The sequence below is a fragment of the Flavobacterium arabinosi genome (assembly GCF_048158725.1).
Classification (GTDB): Bacteria; Bacteroidota; Bacteroidia; order Flavobacteriales; family Flavobacteriaceae; genus Flavobacterium; species Flavobacterium arabinosi.
Genome location: NZ_JBLNKX010000004.1, coordinates 147,574 through 167,261, shown reverse-complemented (window position 1 = coordinate 167,261; position 19,688 = coordinate 147,574). Strand labels below are relative to the sequence as shown.

Sequence of the window (19,688 nt, the reverse complement as noted above, 5' to 3'; positions counted from 1 at the left end):
ATTTTAAATTTAGGATTAATGTTTGCTTAATTATGCTAATTTTTCCATTAGAAATAAATTGGTTATTTAATAATTATTTTTTTACTATAATCTCCTTTCGAAGTTTTCAGTTTTACAATATATACTCCAGAAGGTAGATTCTTGATTGGAATTTGAATTCTGTTTTGAGCCATATTTTCAACATCCCATTTTGTGATATCTTGTCCTAATAGATTAAAGAGATGAACTTCTTTAACCATCGTGTCAAGAATTTTGTTTTGGATAATTAAAACTTTATAATTGTTTGAATATAAAATTTGAATGCCATCATTTATATTATTCTCTTCAACAGCAAGTGTTTTATTTGTGAATTGTAAGGAGAAACGATTTTTGTATTCACCAATAGCCAGAGGAATTGTAAATTTACTATTTTTCATGTCATGATAACTTCCGGAAACATTGTCATATAAGTAAATTTTAGTAGTTTCGGGTATATTTTCAAGGGCATCAATTTTTATAGTTGCCATGCCTTCATTTACTATAGTGAGGCCTAAAGGGATTATTCGATCATCATTAAAATCGGGTATTGCTTGAATTATAAATTTACTATTACTAAATTCCCAGTAGATATTATCTCCTTCTCTTTCTAGCATCGGGGCATCGTAACCAATGTCAAATTGATTTGTAGTATTACTGTCAACTCCCACTAGTAATTGTCGATTTATTCCTATTGAAGATGCTAAACTCAATCTAATTTTAGGTCTTTGGTCAATGGAAACAACTTGTTCTTTTTTAGAAAGACTTTCTTTCATAAATATAGAATTTCCGGAACTTTCTCTAATAAAGGCTCGTTGACTGTTTTTAAAATTTAGGGTTCCGCCCTGAACCGTAGCTACTGTTCCTGCTAATGATGAGCCTAACGAAGCATCTACAAAGAAGCCTTGAGCTACTGGAATGTAGCGTTTTGGTGTTTTAGCTCCGGTTGAACCATTATTTATATTTAAAGGGTCATTAGCAATGGCAACTAATCCACCCATTAATGTATAAGTTGCATAACCTCCAACATATTCAGCCAGAAAGTGATTGCTTGTTAATCCAAAATGATCCCAAAAATAAAGAGCTCCATTAAAGATATTTGCACTGGCTCTACAACCGCTACAATCTTTTAAATTGTCTTTTATAAACTCATCGGCATCAAGTGCTGATGGATATGGATTTCCAATCAGATAAGTTTGGTTTATGGCTATATTTAATGGGATAGTCCCGGAATTAGGCTTGCCAACAAAAACATAATTTTGTGAAAATAAAAGAGAAGCCGTTCCATCCGTTCCTTTCATTGTAAATCCTTCGCCTATTTTTATGACTCCAGTACTTCCAATATAGTTCCATTGAAAATAGTTTTGTAAACCAGTATTAGAATCAGGGGTAAGAGAATTATAGCTGAAAAACCAGCGGTTACTTATTCTTATTGGGTTTGTAGCAGCTCCATCTGCAAAATAAGCACTATCTCCAAAAGTTATGGTTCCAGGACTAAATGGACTTGTGGTAACATCAGTACCGTCTCTTAAAACACCGCCAATGGAATAGTTAGTGTTATTTGTACTTACAGGTGAGGACCAGTAATTGTAATTGAAACTATTTTTTTGACCTTGTTGATCTCTCAATAATCTTCCTGAACCGCCAATAGGATTTGCTCCGGTTCCAGCCTGAACTAATTGGGCTTCTCCTGTCAAACGGATATCACCACTTAATAAGGATAAGGTATTAGAAACGGTTAATTCAAAGCCATCTATTAAACTAATTCCTATAGCTGTGCCTGAATTATTTGTGGTTAGATTATAAAAAGTTTCATTGGTTTTAATGCCAAGATTTACAGTTTGAACCTGATTTGCAGTTCCACCATTAAAGGTTACTGTTCCAATTCCCGGAATAAAAGAACCACTGTTTTTCCAGTCGCGACTAATTTGCAAATCTGAAACACCGATTGGCGCCATAGTTACAGAAGCTCCAATGGCAATTATTAAATCTTGTGCGCTGGCAATATTGCTATACGCTGCCGCAAAAGCAGAGTTTGCAGGATCGATCACTGGCATTCTAGGCCCTCCAGAAGGGATACTAGGAATTTGAGCATTTATAGTGCTTGAAGGTAATCCGCCAGCCCAGTTTTTGCAATCAAACCAATCGGTACTTACCAATCCTGTCCATAAACCTGCTGTTCCTGTTAAAACGGTTACAGTTGCTAATCCAGTTAAATCTATTGGTTTTGAAGTACATTGAGAATCGCTCAATGCAGTAATAGTATAGGTTTTATTAGATATGATATTAGAAACAGTAAATACAAAAGGATTCACATTGACATTGTTTACTGTTGTTAGTGTTGTACCATTGCTATAGGTTACACTCCAAGGTGCAGTTCCTGTTAATGCAATGCTAAAAGTAGCTGTACCATCATAACAGATCGTTTGTGATGGTCCTATGTTTGCTGTAGGTCTAGGATTTACTGCTATCGTTACTGTTTTTGCTGTTCCCATACAGCCGTTAGAAGTAGGTGTAATTGTGTAAACAGCTGTTCCGGCTGTAGCGCCTGTTGTTGTTAATTTTTGCGCAATAGTATTTAAAGTACCAGGACTAGCCCCCGACACTCCAGTTTGAACTACAGTCCATGCAAATGTTGTTCCCAGTTCACTACTTGTTAAGGGAATATTAGTGGTGTCATCTGAGCAAATTATCCCAGGAGGAGCTGTTACTACTGGTCTTTGATTTACAGTTACGGTCACATAAGTGGTTCCATCAATGCCAAGACTAGTGCAACCATTAAGGTAGGATGTTACTGCATAGGTTGTTGTTACAGTTGGTGATACTGTTGCATTTGTAGCATTGCTATTACTTATAACAGTATTTGTAATGGTTTCAACCCATTGAGATGTTAGTACTCCTACAGGTGCTTCAGGGATTTCAATGTTATCTATTGCCCATGAACTTCCTACAGTACCTTGGTAGTTAAATCGTATTTTTAAATTAGTTTGACCCAAATAAGCGCTCAAATCGATACTCATATTAGTGCTAATAGTATATGGAAGTTGAGTACTTGGTCCATTATATTGAGCCAAAATAGTGTTGTATGTGGCACCACCATCTATAGAAATTTCAACTTTTGCCGATGCGCCTGCTAATAAATTATAGGCATGATCAAAATGTAAACTTGCGGATGTTAATCCTAAGGTATTAAAGACGGGAGTTTGTAAGATGGAGTTGAAATTACCATTGGCAATTACAAATTTTCCAGTTGAAGTATAATTTATGCCGGAATAAGTACCTCCATTTGTGGCGCTTTCTTGAAATGGCCCTGGATTTGTATTACTACCACCAGCAGACAGACAATTTCCACAACCATCTACCAACCAGTTTTTTGGATTAGCAGTGTCAAAAGCACCTCCGGAAGCTAAACTTTGGCTCGTAGCATAGCCGCTTTGTGAAGATAAAATTGTTGAATCACCGTTGCATATTGTCGAAGGCGTTGCGCTTACTGGTGAAGGTTTGATATTTGGTATCACGTTTATAATTGATGTAGAGGAATAGGCCAGCGTACATAATGATCCGTTTTGGATAACGGCTCTAAATAGTGTAGTCACGAGAATATTTGTATAATCATATGTTATGCCGGTATTTACAATTGGAGTCCAACTAGCTCCTCCTGTTGTTGAAGATTCCCATCTCACAACAGTACCGGTATTCCCACTTAGGTATATCGTTCCGCTGGCAGAGTGACATACTGTAACTATTTTAACAACAGGCAATATGTTAGGTTGGGAAATTGTAACTGCGCCTCCTGCTGAAGCTGCTTCAATAATAACCGTTGCATCTATTGGTATTCCATTACAACCATTTACCGTTGGTGTAATCGTAAAAGTTACTGTTTTTTGTGCATTAGTTGTGTTTGTTAAAGTTCCACTGATGTTTCCACTTCCACTTGAAGCTATTCCAGCTACGGCAACTGTATTGTTTCTGGTCCAATTATAAGTAGTTGAAGCAACACTTCCAGATAAAACTATTGTTGTAATTGGGCTTGCTGAGCATATAGTTTGTGTCGCTGGAGTCGCAATTGCATTAGGAGTTGGATTCACTAAAACAGTTGTATTTATTGCAGTTCCCGAACATCCATTAGCCACAGGAGTAATAATGAAAGTTACGGTTATTGGTGCGCTAGTAGTATTGGTTAAGCTTCCGCTTATGTCTCCACTTCCGCTATTTGGTATTCCTATTACGGTTCCCGTATTGTTTCTAACCCAATTGAAAGTTGCTGAAGCTGTATTCCCAGATAAAACCATTGTTGTAATTGCAGTTGCTGAACAAATTGTTTGAGCCGAATTTGTTGCCACTGCATTTGGCGAAGGGTTAACGAGAACTGTTGCTGTTATTGGTATTCCAGAACATCCATTAGCTATAGGGGTAATAGTAAAAGTTACGGTTACTGGCGCAGCAGTAGCATTAGTTAAGCTTCCGCTGATGTTTCCACTTCCGCTGGAAGCTATTCCAGTTATGGTAACTGTATTGTCTCTAGTCCAATTATACGTAGTTGAAGCTACATTTCCAGAAAGAGCCATCGCTATAATGGCACTTTGTGAACAAATGGTTTGAGCAGCATTTGTTGCTACTGCATTTGGAGTAGGGTTAACGAGAACTGTCGCACTTATTGGTGCTCCATTGCAACCATTGGCCATAGGAGTTATTGTAAAAGTCACCGTTACAGCTGCATTAGTAGTGTTTGTTAGGCTTCCGCTAATATTTCCATTTCCGCTAGCTGCTATTCCAGTTACTGATACTGTATTATCTCGAGTCCAATTATACGTAGTTGAAGCCACATTTCCAGATAGAACCATCGCTGTAATGGCACTTGCTGAGCAAATTGTTTGAGCTGAATTTGTTGCAAGTATATTTGGAGTTGGATTAACGAGAACTGTTGTGGTTATGGGTGTTCCACCACATCCATTAGCTGTAGGGGTAATGATAAAAGTCACCGTTACTGATGAATTAGTAGCATTAGTTAGACTTCCACTGATATCTCCACTTCCACTAGCTGCAATTCCCGTAACAGGTCCTATATTATTTCTAGTCCAATTGAAAGTCGTTGAAGCTACATTTCCAGATAAAACCATTGTTGTAATTGCAGCTGTTGAACAAATTGTTTGAGCTGAATTTGTTGCCACTGCATTTGGCGTAGGGTTAATAAGAACTGTTCTTATTACCTGTGCCGAAGGGCCGTTACAACCATTTGCAGTTATTTGGATATTGACTGAACCAGAAAATCCTGTTATCCATGTCATCACTCCTGATGAATTGATAGTTCCTGCTGCTGGATTACTTACTGACCAGTTAAAGCCTGTACTGTTAGTTGCTGTGGAAGCAAAGGTAGTTGTTGGAGTAGAAGCTGTTATTTGACAACTTGGTTCTGTACCTGCAGATACGGTAATCGCTGTTGGTGTACCAACTGTTGGTGTAATCGCAACTGTTCTGATTACTTGTGCCGAAGGACCGTTACAACCATTTGCCGTTACTTGAATATTGACTGAACCAGAAAATCCTGTTGTCCATGTCATTACTCCTGATGGGTTGATAGTTCCTGCTGCTGGATTACTTACTGACCAGTTAAAGCTGGTACTGTTGGTAGCTGTGGAAGTAAAGATCGTGGTGGGAGTAGAAGCTGTTATTTGACAACTTGGTTCTGTCCCTGCCGATATGCTAATCGCTGTTGGTATGCCAACAGTTGGTGTAATAATAACTGTTCTGATTACTTGCACTGAAGGACCGTTACAACCATTTGCTGTTACTTGAATATTGACTGAACCAGAAAATCCTGTTGTCCATGTCATTACTCCAAATGAGTTGATCGTCCCTGCTGCTGGATTACTTACTGACCAGTTAAAACTGGTATTGTTGGTAGCTGTGGAAGCAAAGGTGGTGGTTGGAGTAGAAGCTGTTATTTGACAACTCGGTTCTGTCCCTGCAGCTATGGTAATAGCTGTTGGTGTGCCTACTGTTGGCGTAACATTCGCTGTTCTGATTACCTGTACTGAAGGGCCGTTACAGCCATTCACTGTTACTTGGATATTGACTGAACCAGAAAATCCTGTTGCCCACGTCATCACTCCTGATGAATTGATAGTTCCTGCTGCTGGATTACTTAATGACCAGTTAAAGCCGGTACTGTTGGTAGCTGTAGTAGCATAGGTAGTGGTAGCAGCTGTTATTTGACAACTTGGTTCTGTTCCTGAAGCTATGGTAATTGCTGTTGGTGTGCCTACTGTTGGTGTAACCGTAAGTGCTGCGCTAACAGAAGTAACCGTTGGACAAGTATAACCCGAAGGTCCTGAAACAACCACATCATAATTACCTGTACTCGCCAAAACTGCTGTTGTAATTGTATAAGTTGGAGTTGTTGCCCCTGAAATGTTGGTACCATTTTTTCTCCATTGATAAGTAATAGGATCACCGCCTGCATTTGCAGTAACTGAGAAGCTAATATTGGAAGCGCTTTCACAAACAGTTTGTGCAACAGGCTGGGCTGTAATTAAAATGGATTGGTCTACATTTAAGGTTACCTCATTTGACTTTACAGAGGCACAAGGACTAGCACCACTTACGACAATATAATAAATACCATCATCAGACAAAAATGCCTGACTAAAATTTAAAATATTAGTTTGAGCCCCCGTAATAAATGCAGTATTGGTAACCGCAGTGCCAGGGAAGGTTCCTTTGTACCATTGGTAAGTAAGATTGTCACCACTGGCCACCACACCAAATTGTGCAAGGCTACTGGCACATATGCCCACATTAGATGGCTGAGTTCCTATGATAACTCTACGATTTACTAGCAAGATTACGTTGTTTGAAGTCACTTGTGCGCAAGGGCTTGTGCCAGTTACCACAACATTATAATTATTCGCAGTATCCGTTGTCGCCACATTTGAGATTGTTAATGTAGCACTAGTTACGCCACTGATATTGCCTCCGTTTGCAAGATTAGTAGTACCTTTTCTCCACTGGTAGGTTATACCTGTACCCGTTGCCGTTGCGCTGAAACTTACGTTCGTTCCTGAACAGACTGTTTGGGTAGCTGTAGGTTGTGACGTAATTGCTACTGCATCATTCACGATCAGAGTTGAATTACTGGAAGTGAGGGCAGTACATGGTGCAGTTCCTGTTATTACAACATTATAATCCGCGGCAGCATCGCCTGATGCCACAGGGTTAATGGTTAAAGTATTGGTTGTGGTTCCACTGATGTTCCCGACATTGGAAAGATTGGTTACACCTTTTCTCCATTGATAGGTCAAACCTGTACCGGTTGTCATTACACTAAAGCTGGCTGAATTTCCTGAACACACTGTTTGGGTAGCAGCAGGTTGGGTACTGATTGCCACTACTTGGTTTACAACGAGAACAGCATTTGAAGAAGTAACCGTAGCACAAGGATTGGCTCCATTCACCATGACATTATAGCTTCCGGCATCGGCTGTTAAAACACCAGTTAATGTTAAAGTCGCACTAGTCGCACCACTGATATTACCGATATTAGAAAGATTGGTTACACCTTTTCTCCATTGGTAAGTTAATCCTGTACCTGATGCCGTTACGCTGAAACTTGCGTTCGTTTCTGAACAAGCTGTTTGGGTAACTGCTGGTTGTGACGTAATTGCTACTGCATCATTCACGATCAGAGTTGAATTATTGGAAGTCATGGCAGTACATGGAGCTGTTCCTGTTATTACAACATTGTAATCCGCGGCAGCATCACCTGATGCCACAGGGTTAATGGTTAAAGTATTGGTTGTGGCTCCACTGATGTTCCCGACATTGGAAAGATTGGTTCCACCTTTTCTCCATTGATAGGTCAAACCTGTACCGGTTGCCGTTACACTAAAGGTGGCTGAATTTCCTGAACATACTGTTTGGGTAACAGCAGGCTGGGTACTGATTGTCACTACTTGGTTTACAACGAGAACAGCATTTGAAGAAGTAACCGCAGCACAAGGACTGGCTCCATTCACCACGACATTATAGCTTCCGGCATCGGTTGTTAAAACACCGGTTAATGTTAAAGTAGCACTGGTTGCACCGCCTATATTGCCTCCATTAACAAGGTTTGTTCCACCTTTTCTCCATTGGTAAGTTAATCCTGTACCCGTTGCCGTTACGCTGAAACTTACGTTCGTTCCTGAACAAGCTGTTTGGGTAGCTGCAGGTTGTGACGTAATTGCCACTGCATCATTCACGATCAGAGTTGAATTATTGGAAGTCATGGCAGTACATGGCGCTGTTCCTGTTATTACAACATTGTAATCCGCGGCCGCATCACCTGATGCCACAGGGTTAATGGTTAAAGTATTGGTTGTGGCTCCACTGATGTTCCCGACGTTGGAAAGATTGGTTCCACCTTTTCTCCATTGATAGGTCAAACCTGTACCGGTTGCCGTTACACTAAAGGTGGCTGAATTTCCTGAACATACTGTTTGGGTAACAGCAGGCTGGGAACTGATTGTCACTACTTGGTTTACAACGAGAACAGCATTTGAAGAAGTAACCGCAGCACAAGGACTGGCTCCATTCACCACGACATTATAGCTTCCGGCATCGGTTGTTAAAACACCGGTTAATGTTAAAGTAGCACTGGTTGCACCGCCTATATTGCCTCCATTAGCAAGGTTTGTTCCACCTTTTCTCCATTGGTAAGTTAATCCTGTACCCGTTGCCGTTACGCTGAAACTTACGTTCGTTCCTGAACAAGCTGTTTGGGTAGCTGCTGGTTGTGACGTAATTGCCACTGCATCATTCACGATCAGAGTTGAATTATTGGAAGTCATGGCAGTACATGGAGCTGTTCCTGTTATTACAACATTGTAATCCGCGGCAGCATCACCTGATGCCATAGGGTTAATGGTTAAAGTATTGGTTGTGGCTCCACTGATGTTCCCGACATTGGAAAGATTGGTTCCACCTTTTCTCCATTGATAGGTCAAACCTGTACCGGTTGCCGTTACACTAAAGCTTACGGAATTTCCTGAACATACTGTTTGGGTAACAGCAGGCTGGTTACTGATTGCTACTACTTGGTTTACAACGAGAACACCATTTGAAGAAGTAACCGCAGCACAAGGACTGGCTCCATTCACCACGACATTATAGCTTCCGGCATCGGTTGTTAAAACACCGGTTAATGTTAAAGTAGCACTGGTTGCACCGCCTATATTGCCTCCATTAACAAGGTTTGTTCCACCTTTTCTCCATTGGTAAGTTAATCCTGTACCTGATGCCGTTATGCTGAAACTTACGTTCGTTCCAGAACATGCTGTTTGGGTAGCTACAGGTTGTGACGTAATTGCCACAGTCTGGTTTATAGTAATAATTAATTGATCTGTTCCAGAGGTGCAACTTCCCGCAGGGTCATTTGATGTTGCATCAATTGTTACCGGGCCACTTGAAATGTTTGGTGTATAAGTATATATTGCTGGATATGGTCCTCCGCTAATTGTTCCACTAGAGGAAGTAAATGTAAGGGCATTTGCATTACCTGTTAATATAGGATTTAAACTAATACTTGTTCCAGAACACATACTAATATCAGCACCAAGGTTCACGGCCGCAAAGGTATTTACATCAACATTAAAAGTTTTTAAATTACCAGTGCCACATGGGTTACTTACTTGAACACTAATGTTTTGATTATTTCCTATTGTTGCTGATCCTGTTGCAGTTGCATTAATTGATATAGTTCCTTGTCCGGAATTTATTACCCAGCCTGTAGGAACAGTCCAAGTGTAAAGAGTCGCGCCACTCACGGCGGATACTGAATATGTAGCGGAAGTAATGGGGCAAACTGCTGTAGGACCTGATATTGGATTTGCTGGGAGTGAAGGAGTTCCTGTATAAACTGTCATCACAATACTATTACTGGTAGCTGTAGTTGGTGATGCACAGGTAGCATTTGAAGTCATTACAACCGTGATTGTAGATGGATTTGCTAGTGATGTAGTGGTATAAGTGGAGCTTGTTGCTCCAACAATAGTTGTTCCGTTTCTTTGCCATTGGTAAGTTGGAGTACTTCCACCATTTGTTGGACTTGCAGTAAAAGTTACTGAAGTTCCGGCACTTGAACATATTAATGTTGTAGTACTAGAAATATTTACCGAAGGAACAAGTGCCGGATTAACTATTATTGTGCCTGTTGCTGTAGCTTGGGCACAGGTACCTGTTGTAGTTACCGTATAATTAAAGGTACCTGCAACAGTTGGTGTTCCGCTGATGGTGAATGTACCTGCACTAAAAGCACCTGTTACTCCTGCAGGTAAACCTGTTACTCCTGCTCCGGTACCTCCACCACTTACAATATATGTGATATTACTTATCGCAACATTAATACATCTTGTTTGAATATTAGTTCCAACTCCCGAAGTTAAATTGATCGTGGCAACAGGATTTACTGTAATAGTTCCGGTTGAGGTAGTTTGAACACAAGTTCCGGTTGTTGTAATGGTATAAGGAAATGAACCACTCACGGTTGGAGTACCACTTATTGTAAACGCACCTCCACTGAAATTTCCAGATATTCCTGTAGGTAAACCTGTTACTCCTGCGCCGGTTCCTCCACCACTAATACTAAATATAATATTTGTCATTAATGTGCTTGCACATAATGTCTGATTATTAGTTCCAGCTCCCGAAGTTAAACTGATTGCTGCATCCGGATTAACTATTATTGTGCCTGTTGCTGTAGCTTGGGCACAGGTACCTGTTGTAGTTACCGTATAATTAAAAGTACCCGTTGCAGTTGGAGTTCCACTGATGGTGAATGTACCTGCACTAAAAGCACCTGTTATTCCTGCAGGTAAACCTATTACTCCTGCTCCGGTGCCTCCACCACTTACAGTATATGTGATATTACTTATCGCAACATTAATACATCTTGTTTGAATATTAGTTCCAACTCCCGAAGTTAAATTGATCGTGGCAACAGGATTTACTGTAATAGTTCCTGTTGAGGTAGTTTGAACACAAGTTCCTGTTGTTGTAATGGTATAAGGAAATGAACCACTCACGGTAGGAGTACCACTTATTGTAAATACTCCTCCACTGAAATTACCAGATATTCCTGCAGGTAAACCAGCTACTCCTGCGCCGGTTCCACCACCACTAATACTAAATGTAATATTTGTCATTAATGTGCTTGCACATAATGTCTGATTATTAGTTCCAGCTCCCGAAGTTAAACTGATTGCTGCATCCGGATTAACCGTTATTGTTCCTGTTGCTGTAGCTTGGGAACAGGTGCCTGTTGTAGTTACCGTATAATTAAAAGTACCCGTTGCAGTTGGAGTTCCACTGATGGTGAATGTACCTGCACTAAAAGCACCTGTTATTCCTGCAGGTAAACCTGTTACTCCTGCTCCGGTGCCTCCACCACTTACAGTATATGTGATATTACTTATCGCAACATTAATACATCTTGTTTGAATATTAGTTCCAACTCCCGAAGTTAAATTGATCGTGGCAACAGGATTTACTGTAATAGTTCCTGTTGAGGTAGTTTGAACACAAGTTCCTGTTGTTGTAATGGTATAAGGAAATGAACCACTCACGGTAGGAGTACCACTTATTATAAACACACCTCCACTAAAATTACCAGATATTCCTGCAGGTAAACCAGTTACTCCTGCGCCGGTTCCACCACCACTAATACTAAATGTAATATTTGTCATTAATGTGCTTGCACATAATGTTTGATTATTAGTGCCAGCTCCCGAAGTTAAACTGATTGCTGCATCCGGATTAACCGTTATTGTTCCTGTTGCTGTAGCTTGGGAACAGGTGCCTGTTGTAGTTACCATATAATTAAAAGTACCCGTTGCAGTTGGAGTTCCACTGATGGTGAATGTACCTGCACTAAAAGCACCTGTTATTCCTGCAGGTAAACCTGTTACTCCTGCTCCGGTGCCTCCACCACTTACAGTATATGTGATATTACTTATCGCAACATTAATACATCTTGTTTGAATATTAGTTCCAACTCCCGAAGTTAAATTGATCGTGGCAACAGGATTTACTGTAATAGTTCCTGTTGAGGTAGTTTGAACACAAGTTCCTGTTGTTGTAATGGTATAAGGAAATGAACCACTCACGGTAGGAGTGCCACTTATTGTAAATATTCCTCCACTGAAATTACCAGATATTCCTGCAGGTAAACCAGCTACTCCTGCGCCGGTTCCACCACCACTAATACTAAATGTAATATTTGTCATTAATGTGCTTGCACATAATGTTTGATTATTAGTGCCAGCTCCCGAAGTTAAACCGATTGTTGCATTCGGATTAACCGTAACTTGGATTGAATTACTGCTAACCATTGCAGGTATGACACAGGAAGCTGATGATGTTACATCTAATGTAATGACATCATTATTTGAAAGTGTTGAGGAAGTGAATGAGTTGCTGTTTGTTCCAACTAGAGTCCCATTTAAACGCCATTGATAGGTTGGAGTGAGACCGCCATTGGTCAATGCATCTACACTAAATGTCACAGATGTTCCTGCACAAAATGTTGTTTCAGTTGCTTCAATAGTAACAGATGGTGTTAGCAAAGGATTCACCGTCATCGTTACTATATTGCTGGTTACGGTTGCAGGAACTGGACAAGTCGCATTAGAAGTCATTTCAACTTTTACCTGGTTGCCATTAGCAAGAGTATTGGTTGTGAAGGTTGAGCTATTTGTACCAACAGCAATTCCAGCAAGATACCATTGGTACGCTGGAGTGCTACCTCCATTTACAGGAGTCGCAGTAAATGTTACCGAAGTTCCAGAGCATATAGGACTAACCGGATTGGCTAGAATTGATACCGATGGAACGGAAATATTATTTACAGTAAATGTGCCCGAGCTAATAATATCCGGACCTAAAGCCGGTTTCACCGAAATAAGTCCAGTTGTGGCAGTGGCAGGTAAGACGGCAGTAATTTGGGTATCACTGTCTACAATGAAAGAAGTTGCTGCGACACCATTAAAAGTTGCTGATGAAGCTCCACTAAAACCGGTTCCAGTCATGACAACTGAAGCACCAGAACCAGTACAGGCATTAGTTGGAGTAAAACTTGATATTGTTTGAGCAAAACTATCAATGTTAACCAAAAAAACAAGTAAAACAATCAAAAACAAATGGTAATTTTTCGATACTATTAATGCTAAAGATAAATTTATATGGAAGTTAAAGTATTTTTTTTTCATGATACCTACATTTTAAAATCAAACGATTAATATTTTTATAAAAAGGCATAGAGAAATTCATGCTGTCCTTAGAAACAAATAATGTTTTATTGTAGTGGTATTGTTTTCAATGAAAATCTATCTGCCTGTCACTGTTTTTGGTGTAATTTTTATTTTTTACACAAAAAGCAACAAGAAGAATTGTGCTCGGAGTACTATTTATTTACTTTTCGTTTTAATGTGTTTGGCTTACATGTCTTAAAATTAAGTATTTATGATGATATTGTTTAAAAAAAATTTTTTTTTTCGATGAAAGGATTTTATCATCCGACAAACTACTCGTTTTAAGAAAATTAACTTTAAATGTTTTAGTTTTTTGTTCATTTAAGGTCAATTTAGACATAAAAAAAACTGTCTTTTCAGACAGTTTCTACCTCTTAAATTTATTTTATCTTATCATTAAGGGATAATTATTTTTTTACTAAAATCTCCTTTTGTGGTTTGAAGTTTTACAATATATACCCCGGAATTTACTTTTTTAATAAGTAAGTGAATGTTTTGTTGGTCTTGATTATCAATTTTCCAAGTGTCTATCGATTGGCCATTTATATTGAATAAAGTAACTTTTTTAACGGTTGTGTCCAATACATTATTGTTGATTATAAGACTATTTCCATTTTGTAAATGAGTAATTTTAATGGCATTATCATTGATGATTTTGTCATCAATGCTTAATGTTTTATTAGTAAATCGTAATGAAAAACGGTTGTTGTTTATACCTTGTGGCAGAATCACTTCGAATGTTTTATTGCGAATATCATGATACATCCCTGTCAAATCATCGTAGATGTAAATTGCTTGTGCTGAGTCGAAGTTTTCTAATTCATCAATTAAGAACTTTACATTTCCTTCGGCATCTGTTTTTACACCAATAGGATAGGAGGCACTCGCATCAAAAAATCCTTCTCCTTCTATTACTAATTGATTTTCACCGTTCAATAAGTACATGTCATTTGGAAAGTCATCGAGATTAAAACCATCATAACCGTAATCCATTTCGCGAGTTGCTTTTTCATCCATGAATCCTAACAACACCTGTCTGTGATAATCATTATGGGAATTGAAACCTAAACGAATTCTTTTATAAGTATCTTTTATTACAGGGTCATTATTGTTATTATTCCAGATTGTTTCTTTATCGCTTTTAGTTTTATACATTATATTCGAATTTAAAGCGTCATTTTCTTTATGAAAAGCTCTTTGGCTATTTCTAAAAGTAACAATGCCACTAGAACCTATTTTTCCAATTATAAAAAAACCTTGTCCTACCGGAATATATCGGTTAGGGATTCCTCTTGACGGAGTTCCTGATTTGCTGATGAAATCTACACCTGCAGATGAAGGGGCTAATCCTCCAGTTAAATTTCGTACAGCATATCCCCCTTGATAATCACGTAAAACGTGTGTGTTATTAGTAGCATAATGTTCCCAAAAATATAAAGTGCCATCTGTAGAAGGGCTTGAGAAAGTTTCTAAAGAACTTATATTATCAGTTATAAAAGCATTAGCATCTAATGCTGATGGATAGGGATTACCTGCTAACAATAATTGATTATCACCTATAGTATTTGTTAAAATTGTACCGTTATTTGGTTTTCCAACAAAAGTATAATTTTGAGTTCCTGATATCGCTCCACTTCCTTTTAATGTAAATCCTTGGCCTACACGTAGTGGATTTGTCTCTAATATTTGAACCCAATTAGCATAAGTATTGACATAATTATCAAATTTATAAAGCCAGTAACGAGGTAAACTAATAGGGGTTGTGGGCACTCCATCGTAGCCACCAATCCAGTTAATATTTTGAGGAACTGTTGTAGTACCATCTTTCATTACTCCACCAACAGTATAATTAGTATTGTTGGTAGCAGTGTTTATAGGACTTACTGGAGAACTCCAATAGTTATAATTGTATTTGTTGGATTGACCTTGTTGGTCTCTTTCTATTGATCCAGAGCTTGTAATATCTAAGTCGCTCTCCATAGTTTGCACTAACTGTGACATTCCCACTAAATCTAGTTTTCCATCTAGTTTTAAATACCAATCATTTTGTATTTTGGTATCATTATTCATCACAATTTTTTTTCCAGAATCTACCAGCATTCCCAAATCAATATTATTAGCCGTTTCAGTAATATCATGTTGTACTTTTACGATAGACCAATCCTGATCCATAATATCATTCCCTCTAATTTCTTTTGTAGGACTGTTTACAGCAGTAGCAAAACTTCCGTTACGTTCCGTTAAAAAAGGCATAGGGGCCTGTTGCACATATATATGTTTATGGTTATATATTTTTGTTCCGGTAACATCAATAGCTGTTGTTGTTAAGTCATCAATAATGTCATTTATGTAGTTGTCCATTCTATAATAACGAAGCAAATTAGTAAAAGGCAAAGAAGTAGGTGATGTGGTGATATTTTTAGGAACAATTGTACCTCTAATTTCTGAACCGGTATCTTGGATTTCTTGATACACCATTCTTTGAAAGTGGGATTCAGTTAAAGCCATATTAAACACCCGAACTTCATCAATTTTTCCTTTAAAATATTTTGTATTTGAACTAGGGTCTTTTCCTAAAGTAAGTAATGTTACATCAGCTGATATGCTTCCGGTTTTAGCTTGAGTTGCCACCAAAGCACCGTTTAAATATAACTTTATATTTGCTCCGTCGTAAATTACCCCAACATGATACCATTGGGATACATTTAAAGCTGTATTGTAAGTTACTGTTGTACCGTTTACAACTGCTTCCAATTTCTTAGCGGCAGTAATTCGGATTTGAAAATTATTTTGTCCTGCAATAACTCCATCAGTAGAAAAAGCGGCATTTAAATCAATCCATGCCATTAAAGATGCATTGGCTAATCCCCCAAGAATTGCCGTACTTTGGCCATAATCGTTTCTACCGTCAAAGTCTAGAAATAATTTGGTGTGTAAATCTCTAGGAGAACCAAACAGAGCCGTGTTGGTGTCAAAAGTATCCAGAATTCCATCTTTATCAATATCGGTTGTGCCATCAATAACGCCATTATTATTGGTGTCTAAAGTTTTATAGTCATAGATTAATAAAGTATTGGCAATATCAAATGTAATTCCATTAGATTTTACATCAAGATAATCGGGGATTCCATCTCCATCCGTGTCTTTTAGATAAGTAGTAGCAGGATTTGCAGTTGCAATACCTTGTCCTAAATTTCCGTATTGGTTCGTAGCTCCAGTACCATAGTCATAAATGTCTAATATTCCGTCACCAAAACCTTCTATTATTCCATCTCCATTAATGTCTTTACTTCTAAATGTTTCTGATTCCGGACCGTCTCCTGTTCCATCTCCATTAATGTCTCCGTCACCATTTTCATATCCAGAAACAGCATTTGTATTTCCTGCCCCAGATTCGTCCACGTCAAAAAGACTATCGTTGTCGCTATCTAAATCTATATAATTTGGGATTCCATCACCATCAGAGTCTAGTGCGGCTAGTACGGCTGTCGACTCAGCACTATCCAGAAGTCCGTTTCCGTTGATATCTACCCAAGTCACATCTATTTTTCCTTTGGCGTTACTCAAGTTTCCTAAGCCTGCTTCTATAACATCTTCAATTCCGTCATTATCGGCATCCAGATCAAACATGTCAGCAACGCCATCATTGTCTAAATCACATAAAGTTTGTGAAATTAGGATATCATCCAATGCAAGGTCATTACCGCCACCACCAGGAGCATTGTTTTTGAAACGAATGGTAAAAGCATTCACATTTCCTAAGTTGACACTAGTAGTAAATTGTTTCCAAACTCCTTGAGTGCAGGTATTGTCTGTTGAGCTTCCGGAACATCTTCCAATGTTTCCTGTGTTGAAAGTTGTAAGAAGATTGTTTGATAAATCATAAAACTCTACTGTTACATTGGGTAAAATTGAGTTTGGAAAAGTAGAGGCGGCCATTATGTTTAATACCCAAAAACTGTAGGTTATCGGTAAATTTGACAAAACCCCGGTAATAGTTGTTTCATAGAATGTTCCGGGAGTAAAACTGGCATTAAAAACAGCCATTCTTCCATTGGTATCTCCTGTAGTATGATCTTCTCCGTTATACCAAGCTAAATCACCATGAATATTTTCAGGGTCGCTAGCTACTGTTCCTGTTATTTTAGAGACTACCGTGTATTCACCATCGTCCAGTATCCAGGTTGATTGACTAGGGCATGCTGTCGTATTAGTGCCTGCAATTCCGTCTTCATAACAATAGGTTGTTGTTGCATTATAGGCTGCTGTAAAGCTTGAAGTTTTTCCTCCTGTCCCAAAGGTTTCATTTAAAAACTTGTAATCTACTTTATGGCCATTTGAGCTATTACAATTAACTTCCTCAGTAGCATCTAGAATGCCATCATTATCATCATCTATATCAAAATTGTCATATACACCATCTCCGTCGCTATCAAAAAAGGTTTGAATTCCCGTACCTTGAATAGAAAAATCATAAGGATTTTCATTAGAGTCGTTATTTATGATTGAAATTACGGCAGTTTTTAAACCTAAGGTATTAGGATTAAAACTAACAGAAAATGTAGAGCTGACTCCAGCAGCAATTGAAGCACTCGGACTAGTGGTAACGGTGAAATCGGCAGCGTTAGTTCCAGAAATAGTTATGGCTCCTATGGATAAGGCTGAAGTACCAGTATTTTGAATAGTGTATGCTTTTGTGATGATTCCCGTACTGGTCTCCATTGATCCAAATTCTGTCCAATCTATGATGCTTGGGCTCGCATCACCATCAATAATTGAAGTGGCGTTTCCCAGAATATTTATTTCTGGAGAATTTACCGTTGCAACTATTGCGGTTCTTGCGGCAGAAATACAAGATGCATTAACCGCTTCAACATAATAGGTTGTAGTTGTTGTAATAATGGGTGTGGTCATATTTGTACCTGTTCCTAAAGTAATTCCGCCTGTAGCGGTTGTGTACCAGTAAATCGTCCCTGCAGAAGCAGTTGCAGCCAAATTAACTGTTCCAGAGCCAATTGTAAAACCAGGTGTCGTACTCGTAATAGTAGGGGTAGCGGTTATGGTTATGCTTGCAATATTGTTTAGACTGATGAGTGAACTACAATTATTAGGAGAAGTTCCACCACTTGTAAGATTTGTAATTATTATATTTGTTGTGCCTGAATTTGATAATGCGCTTGTGGTAAAAGTTCCTGAGCCAGCACTTGTTACATTCATAATTGCGGTATTTCCTGTTGCAGTATTGGGGGTAGATAAATTATAAGTAACAGTATAAGTCCCTACTGTTAGTATTGATAATGAAGACGTTAGTGTTACGATAGATGTGTTGCCTGGACAGATTGAAGCTGGCGATAGAGTTGCCGTTAAACTATAAGTAGGACAGGTCCATGAGATAATTACTTGACCTTTATAGCCATTTCCGCCTGATTTATCTGCACCGGTTCCAGTTCTAGCCCCAGCTCCAGCCCCGCCTAAAGCAGTACTTGAATCTCCGTCACTAGTGATATTTAAGCCTGTTGCCCCTGCACCACCTCCAGTAACAGCAGCACCTCCAAGCATGACAAGACCACTATTCCCATTTGAAGTTGTTCCTGCACTTCCGCCTCCTCCGCCACTTGATACTCCTAATGCTACACCGGTTCCTCCGGCTCCACCATAATAATTAAAACTAGAAGAGAAACCAATGTTACCACTTGTTGATGCAGTTGCACCGCTAGTGGTTGAAAGACCTGCAGTTGCGCCATTCCCACCGTTCCCACCAACAGCTAATAAAGTAGCCGTTGATCCAAACCAAGATGGATTTCCTGCACCACCTGTCCCTGTTGCCCCTATGCCACCAGCTCCAACAGTAACGGTATATGTGGTGCCTGGAATTACAGTAAGAGATGTGTTTTTGACATAGCCACCGCCAGCACCTCCACCACCTGCTGATGGATTTCCGGTTGCGCCCCCACCAGCACCACCTCCTCCCCAGGCTTCAACTGTTAAGCTCGTGACTCCTGCTGGAACAGTAAAAGTTCCAGATATATTAAAGGTTTGCATTGTCTGTGAATATCCAAAAATTGTAATAAGAAGCAAACAAAATGTGAGAATTAGTTTTATGTTTATTAAAGTAATTTTCTTCATGATTTTCTCCTGTTTAAATTAATTATGGCACATGTATTTTTTGTTTTAAATGAATTCAGATTAAAAATCATGCTTAATGAGAATTTAAATTTATGGTTTTTGTTTTCTGTAGTCGATTAAAAGCTAAAAAAAAACGATTAACGACGTTAAAAATAAAATTTTGTACGTAAAATTATATATAAAAATATTTTTTATTTTAAGATAAATGACTTGATTAGGTTGATGAATTCTCTAAGAAACAGTATTAAAAGTGCTATTAATAAT

2 protein-coding genes are annotated in these 19,688 nt (G+C 38.7%); both read right to left on the bottom strand.

All coding sequences use genetic code 11. The features are described from left to right. Window positions 1-62 precede the first annotated feature (62 nt). Window positions 63-13,256, bottom strand: a complete 13,194-nt coding sequence (locus ACM55K_RS09895; protein WP_416850072.1) for a PKD-like domain-containing protein — start codon at window positions 13,254-13,256, stop codon at window positions 63-65. A 438-nt stretch (window positions 13,257-13,694) separates the two neighbouring features. After that, window positions 13,695-19,340, bottom strand: coding sequence for a LamG-like jellyroll fold domain-containing protein (locus ACM55K_RS09890; protein WP_416850071.1), 5,646 nt, complete (start codon window positions 19,338-19,340; stop codon window positions 13,695-13,697). Window positions 19,341-19,688 lie beyond the last annotated feature (348 nt).

Coding starts and splice junctions, on each gene's coding strand:
- ACM55K_RS09895 (WP_416850072.1), bottom strand. CDS start 13,256: ATGAAAAAAAAATACTTTAACTTCCATATAAATTTATCTTTAGCATTA.
- ACM55K_RS09890 (WP_416850071.1), bottom strand. CDS start 19,340: ATGCAAACCTTTAATATATCTGGAACTTTTACTGTTCCAGCAGGAGTC.